This is a genomic window from Aeromonas sp. 3P (assembly GCF_051919745.1).
Lineage (GTDB): Bacteria > Pseudomonadota > Gammaproteobacteria > Enterobacterales > Aeromonadaceae > Aeromonas > Aeromonas veronii.
The window spans coordinates 2,328,502-2,335,000 of sequence record NZ_JBQBED010000001.1 but is presented as its reverse complement, the minus strand read 5'-3'; the positions used below and the strand labels follow the sequence as shown (position 1 = coordinate 2,335,000).

Here is a 6,499-nt window from a genome sequence, read left to right as displayed (position 1 = left end):
CGGTAAACGGCGGCCGTAACTATAACGGTCCTAAGGTAGCGAAATTCCTTGTCGGGTAAGTTCCGACCTGCACGAATGGTGTAACCATGGCCATGCTGTCTCCACCCGAGACTCAGTGAAATCGAATTCGCCGTGAAGATGCGGTGTACCCGCGGCTAGACGGAAAGACCCCGTGAACCTTTACTACAGCTTGGCACTGAACATTGAACCTACATGTGTAGGATAGGTGGGAGGCTTTGAAGGCGTGACGCCAGTTGCGCTGGAGCCGTCCTTGAAATACCACCCTTGTATGTTTGATGTTCTAACGCAGGCCCATGAATCTGGGCCGCGGACAGTGCCTGGTGGGTAGTTTGACTGGGGCGGTCCTCCCAAAGAGTAACGGAGGAGCACGAAGGTTGGCTAATCCTGGTCGGACATCAGGAGGTTAGTGCAATGGCATAAGCCAGCTTAACTGCGAGACGGACAGGTCGAGCAGGTACGAAAGTAGGTCATAGTGATCCGGTGGTTCTGAATGGAAGGGCCATCGCTCAACGGATAAAAGGTACTCCGGGGATAACAGGCTGATACCGCCCAAGAGTTCATATCGACGGCGGTGTTTGGCACCTCGATGTCGGCTCATCACATCCTGGGGCTGAAGTCGGTCCCAAGGGTATGGCTGTTCGCCATTTAAAGTGGTACGCGAGCTGGGTTCAGAACGTCGTGAGACAGTTCGGTCCCTATCTGCCGTGGGCGTTGGATGATTGAAGGGAGTTGCTCCTAGTACGAGAGGACCGGAGTGAACGAACCTCTGGTGTTCGGGTTGTCACGCCAGTGGCACTGCCCGGTAGCTAAGTTCGGAATCGATAACCGCTGAAAGCATCTAAGCGGGAAGCGAGCCCTGAGATGAGTCATCCCTGACCCCTTGAGGGTCCTAAAGGGCCGTTGGAGACCACAACGTTGATAGGTGGGGTGTGTAAGCGCGGCGACGTGTTGAGCTAACCCATACTAATTACCCGTGAGGCTTAACCATACAACACCCAAGAAGTGTTCTAAGGCTTGTAGCAAATAGAACGAACTACTCAAATTCAGTGATAGTGACAAGCCAAGCGCAACATCACTACTCACGTCAGCTTTCTAGATTAAGAATTTGCCTGGCGGCCATAGCGCCGTGGAACCACCTGATCCCATGCCGAACTCAGAAGTGAAACGCGGTAGCGCCGATGGTAGTGTGGCATTCGCCATGCGAGAGTAGGACACTGCCAGGCACCAATACAAGAAACCCCGCTCATCGAGCGGGGTTTTTTATTGCCTGAAACTCAGAAGGTAGCCTGATTTTTGATCGGCCCTATCTCTTTTCCTCTGTTCTTATTGTTACTCGCCGCTGCTTTCTGGTTCCACAAATAGCCTGATGTTCCGCTTGGTACTCTTTCTTCACTGAACCGCTGTCGCTCTGTATGGCGGCTCTGGCGTAGTCATGACCCACGAATCCTATGCTCGCCTGTACGCTACGATCTCTTGCTTGCGATCTTTCCTGGGCATCTGTGTCCTGTGTTAGCTGAAGTCTTTCTTTTTGAGCCCTCTGCTTGTCCATGATTTTGTTAGTCGCCCACTGACGTTATGCCAGAGAGTGTGTTGGCTGTGCTAACACGCAGGCGCAGTGGTTGCTGCTTTGGGTCCTTGTTGTTTGGGGTAATAAGGAAATGGGAAGGGATACGCGCTAGAGCGCAGAGGTTCTATGTTGATAGGGGATCTTGTGGTGGCTTTTGAGCCTGCAGGTGGGAAAATTAATGGGGGGGCTGAAGAAGGCTAATGTGTTGAGCTCTATGAGGAGTGGCAAATCGCAGGCAAATAAAAAGCCCACGCAACGTGGTTGCATGGGCTCGGTATAAATGGCGGAGGAGGTGCCCGCCGCAATCAAGTCCAACACACTCCATCCATATCCAGAAAGTCATTTGCTATCAGTAAATTAGAAGTTAGCACTGTCCAATCCATCCCAATCACATATTACCACTGCGCATGCCTGGTGGCATACTGTGTGGCATATTCAATTTTCAAGGAGGTTACCTCATGGCAATCCTCACCGATACCAAAGCTCGTAGCATCAAGCCGGAAGATAAACCCCTTGCTCACGGTGGTGTTACAGGCTTGACGCTACACCCTTCTACCGTCAAGGGCAGAGGCAAGTGGGTATTCCGCTATGTCAGCCCACTGACAAAGAAACGGCGGAATGCTGGCCTCGGGACTTACCCCGAGATCTCCATCGCTGACGCAGCTCGAGACGCACAGGCAATGCGGGAACAGCTGGCGAATAATCGGGATCCGCTAGAGGTCCGGCTGCAGGAGCAGAACAAGCCGAAAACCCCGACGTTGGAAGCATCTGCCAGATTGGTCTACGAAAGCTTGCTACCAGGTTGGAAGAACCCCAAACACGGTAAGCAATGGATCACCACATTGGAGCAATATGCCTTTCCCATCATTGGGGCTATCTCCATCGATGCGATTACCCCAGCTCATATCGCTTCAGTTCTGCAACCGATATGGCTGACGATCCCGGAAACGGCAAGCCGTGTTAAGCAACGTCTACACGCAGTCATGGCTTGGGCATGGGCTCACGGCTATACCTCTGCAAATCCTGTTGATGTGGTGGGTCACTTACTACCGGCCCAACCCAGCAAATCAGTGAGGGTTGAACACCAGCCCGCGATGCCTTGGCGTGATATCCCCGCCTTTGTGCAAAAGCATCTGCGAATAGCGCAACAGTACGATGTAACCCGCTCAATGCTGGAGTTCTTGATCCTGACTGCATGTCGCTCGGGTGAAGTCAGAGCCATGAAGTGGTCAGAAGTAGACTTGGAAGCAAAGATCTGGACTTTGCCTGCCGAGCGTATGAAAGCCAAGCAACAACATCGTGTTCCGTTATCTCTTCGTGCCGTCGAGATCCTGAAGGGGCTGATGGGATTACATGACGAGTTGGTATTCCCTTCTCCCAGAGATCAGGTACCGCTCTCGGACACTGTGCTGACGATGTTTCTGAGAAGAGCTAAAGCGGAGAGCTGCACTCCTAGCAGAATGGCAACGGCTCATGGCTTTCGTTCCAGCTTTCGAGACTGGTGCAGCGAGCAGGGCTATGCGCGGGATCTTGCTGAACGAGCGTTAGCCCATACAGTGCAGAACAAGGTAGAAGCTGCGTACCACCGAACTGACTTGCTGGATCAGCGACGTCCAATGATGGATGCGTGGGCTGAGTTTGTATCCGGTAATTCACCAACTAAATAAGAAGGAAGCGGCCTTGGTGGGCCGCCTCCTTCCATGTTCTTTTTTTAGCTTTTCTTGGCAGGCGATGGAGTTGTTCCAAAGGCAATTCGCGCAGTGCCGCCCGCAGACTACGGATATTCAACAGCACTTTCGGAATTCACTCATAGATATCCTTTAATTAAATACGCAGGGATTGTTCTATAGCATACTAATGAGCACTGATGTGCTCAAGCAACTTATCGTACTTGACTGCAACCGAAGTTGCGTTGTCCATCAACAACCTTGGTTCTTTGTTTACTCAGGTAAGCCATACGAAATAGAAATGCGCTGAAATTATCATCTAAGTTTCTCGCCGAGTTACGGTCAAACCTGTATTGTGGATTTGCAGGGAAGTTAACCAGCGTTGCATTATCAGGGTATGGGAGACCCAACGCGCTGCACCACGCCTTCTGGATCCGAGTTCCCATGTTGTTAGCATCATAATCCCGATAATCTCCTAGGAAGGCATAAACGTCTTTGTTAAACAGCAGCATCAGGTGGTAATGCGGTGATGCCGATGACTCCTGCTCCCGACACCAGATAACGGTTGGTAATGACGGTAAACCACGTCGTTTCTGACGATAGTGGTCCGCACGTAGTTGGCTTTTCAGGGACTCCATAAAGCGAGTGATCACTGATGAATCTGAACGCTGTAAACAAGTCAGCGTATCCGTATCATCTTCAGGCGACTCACTAGCAAAGCGCAGATCCACACGCAGAGCATAAACACGAGGATACCTAGCTAGGGTACCAGAAACAACATCTAAGCTACGCCTCAAATAAGTACTATTCATAGGGCCATAACTGTATTCGTATAAGCGAGTAAGCGCTTTCATCTTCAATACTGAATTTTTTAAGTGATTCAACATAGGAGTCCCTACCTTGGTGAATAGACACGGAGGTATAGTTATTGAATTAAATAAATAGATGTGCTTTTTGCTTAAGTAAATACACCATGCTCTGGATGCTATCCATAGTGGTACATGCTTAGAGGCATGTAGTCTTCACGCTACCCCATCGTTAGATTGCATAGCGTATATGCATCGTTAGTAGTGTGCATGGCTATGGATGTATATATGAGTGCATGTATTGTTATATGTATTGCTATATATAATACATATACCGCATCATGGCCTATCTAAATAAGCCCATACACTACTCAATCAAATGAATATATATACTAAAATATAGACATAGGGTTCCTAATTCAGATGCAGTTATGATACCGCCCTATATAACAACACTCTTAAGTTACTTAAGCGGAGTACTGCAATCAGTTAATACTGAACCTTAATGTATGGGTATGGTGCAACCATTAGTGTCGGAGCTTATTTCTCATGTCAATCAACGGTCTCTCAAAAAGTTCAACTGATGGTATTCCTGAATGGCGTCTTCCTTGATATTCGACTAGCTCGCTAACATAAATTCTATCACGGGTGCGGACTAAAGAGCGCCTAACAAGCCTAGGGTATTTCTTCCAAGATAAAGAAATATAGATTGACTGTTTCTTTTTAAAGCAAATGATATCTCCTCGAGCAATAAGAACTTCTATTGCATCTTCTAGCTTATTCGAATTACGAACACAATGTGGGCCACTTCGTCTAATGTCACCTTTCAAAAACAGCTCATTATTCCAGTTATGAATAATCCACTCCAGTAGCTTATTAACATGTGTCTCGTCCACGAACTCCCTAGCCTCGGGCAATCTAAATATTATCAATGCTTGATGTAAGTATATTTCAGCTAGTTCAATAGCAGTCTGCATAGTTTCATGAGTCACAAGCGTGGTTCTGTAGTTTATGTTTTTAAACACATGAAGTGCCGCCGCAATTCTTGACGCCTGCTCCATAAACTTTGAACCAAAATCTTTATAGTGCTCCAAATATTCCCCACGCCTCATTGCGTATTCAATGTCATTAAACTTGTCATTCCAAATTTTCTTAGCACTTTCTGTTAAATTCAGGCAATGACGCTCCTTGCCTTGTGCTCTCATCTCGAGCCCTTCTTGCAGTAATGCATCAATCCTTGAGCTAAATCTACCTAATTTAATTTTATCATCTAGTGATGCGCTATCATCCCTATCTTCTTGACGATAGCCAATCTCTGACTCAGGCTCACACAGTAGAATTCGAGCGTCTAATCCAGAGCTTCTCATCGCATCACCATTACTATCTCTGAATGTTCTATATATATCAGGCTGGATTTGCATGCTCAAAGTCAAACGAGCACCTTCAATATGAACTTCAGGGGCATTGGCTCTGTCAACACGTATAGTTTGACCTGACCATAGTGAGTTAAACAATGCATTATCTTTCATCAAGTCACTCGACAGTAGTGTCCCAGCTTCATCGGACACCAGAGCTAATGACGTATTCTTCTCAGCTAACATCGACTTCAGTTTTGCGACTGTTATATCCTCAGCTAAAATCCTCTTAACTACCGGAGCTATAGGCATATTTGAATGGTGAGTGTGCCATGCCTCTATTATAATGGGCTGCTCATCACCTTTTTTATGCATCTCATCTAATTCCTTCCTTAACACTTTTTTCTTTATATTCCACAATTCCAGTTCGATCTGATATTTCTGCTGTGCAGCATCTACCTGCTCAGCTAAGCATTTTTCAAATTCACGAACTGGTTTCATCAGTAGCTTATCGACCGTGCTTTTTCTCTCGCCAGAAGCAGCTAGAATTAGAGTGTAAAGTGATGCCGGTATTTTCATCTCACTTTTGGGGCTAATATCTACCAACTGCTGCGATGCGATAGCTATAACAGACAACATTTGAGTCAAGATCATAAATCTCGGGGCCTTTGTTCTATAGGCGACGACATCCAGTGGATCCCAAAGGGACTGATCTAACCGCTCAATGACAGTTTCAATGGCTCTGTGTTGATTCATTTTTGACCTCCATTGTTTGACTACTTTGTGACCTGGTTGCGATCCATTGATTGACCTCGCTCTGACGCCAGCCGATCGCTGACTTGCCAAGTTTTATCGCCCTGGGAAAGCTGGGGTCATGCCGAGCAGACTTGGCGTTTAGCTTGTCATAAATTGTTGATCTAGCGAGGCTAATCATCTTTGTAAGCTCAGGCATCCTAATGATGCGGTCTATTGCTTCTTGCATTATGTGATGTCCTTCTAACGTCTGATTGGATGAGCTCGCATTATGGTGGACCTAGGGGTAGCGTGTCAGGGGGACAAATTACGGACCCAACCTTGGGCAAA

The 6,499-nt window shown here is 47.4% G+C and carries 4 protein-coding genes, 2 rRNA genes and 1 pseudogene (1 of these 7 cut by a window edge); 3 read left to right on the top strand and 4 right to left on the bottom strand.

What is annotated here, in order from left to right; all coding sequences use genetic code 11:
* The 3 genes from ACTG19_RS10660 to ACTG19_RS10650 all read left to right on the top strand — a co-directional run.
* Window positions 1-1,009 (top strand): 23S ribosomal RNA (locus tag ACTG19_RS10660); it begins 1,879 nt to the left of the window's first position.
* 120 nt (window positions 1,010-1,129) lie between these two features.
* Window positions 1,130-1,244, top strand: a 5S ribosomal RNA gene (gene rrf / locus ACTG19_RS10655).
* A gap of 802 nt (window positions 1,245-2,046) precedes the next feature.
* Window positions 2,047-3,255, top strand: a complete 1,209-nt coding sequence (locus ACTG19_RS10650) for a tyrosine-type recombinase/integrase (RefSeq protein ID WP_279497963.1) — start codon at window positions 2,047-2,049, stop codon at window positions 3,253-3,255.
* 49 nt (window positions 3,256-3,304) lie between these two features.
* On the opposite strand, the pseudogene ACTG19_RS10645 reads toward ACTG19_RS10650, so the two are convergent.
* The 4 genes and pseudogenes from ACTG19_RS10645 to ACTG19_RS10630 form a co-directional block, all read right to left on the bottom strand.
* Window positions 3,305-3,399 (bottom strand): annotated as a pseudogene (locus ACTG19_RS10645) (H-NS family histone-like protein); the annotation flags it as partial.
* A 71-nt stretch (window positions 3,400-3,470) separates the two neighbouring features.
* Window positions 3,471-4,142, bottom strand: a complete 672-nt coding sequence (locus ACTG19_RS10640; RefSeq protein ID WP_439989063.1) for an inovirus Gp2 family protein — start codon at window positions 4,140-4,142, stop codon at window positions 3,471-3,473.
* Window positions 4,143-4,588: 446 nt separating this feature from the next.
* Window positions 4,589-6,172: a YfjI family protein gene (locus ACTG19_RS10635; protein ID WP_439989062.1), complete on the bottom strand. Its 1,584-nt coding sequence runs from the start codon at window positions 6,170-6,172 to the stop codon at window positions 4,589-4,591.
* Window positions 6,150-6,398 (bottom strand): helix-turn-helix transcriptional regulator, encoded by a 249-nt coding sequence (locus ACTG19_RS10630; RefSeq protein WP_081000947.1) that lies wholly within the window; start codon window positions 6,396-6,398, stop codon window positions 6,150-6,152. The genes ACTG19_RS10635 and ACTG19_RS10630 overlap by 23 nt, the downstream gene beginning before the upstream one ends.
* Between the last annotated feature and the right edge of the window lie 101 nt (window positions 6,399-6,499).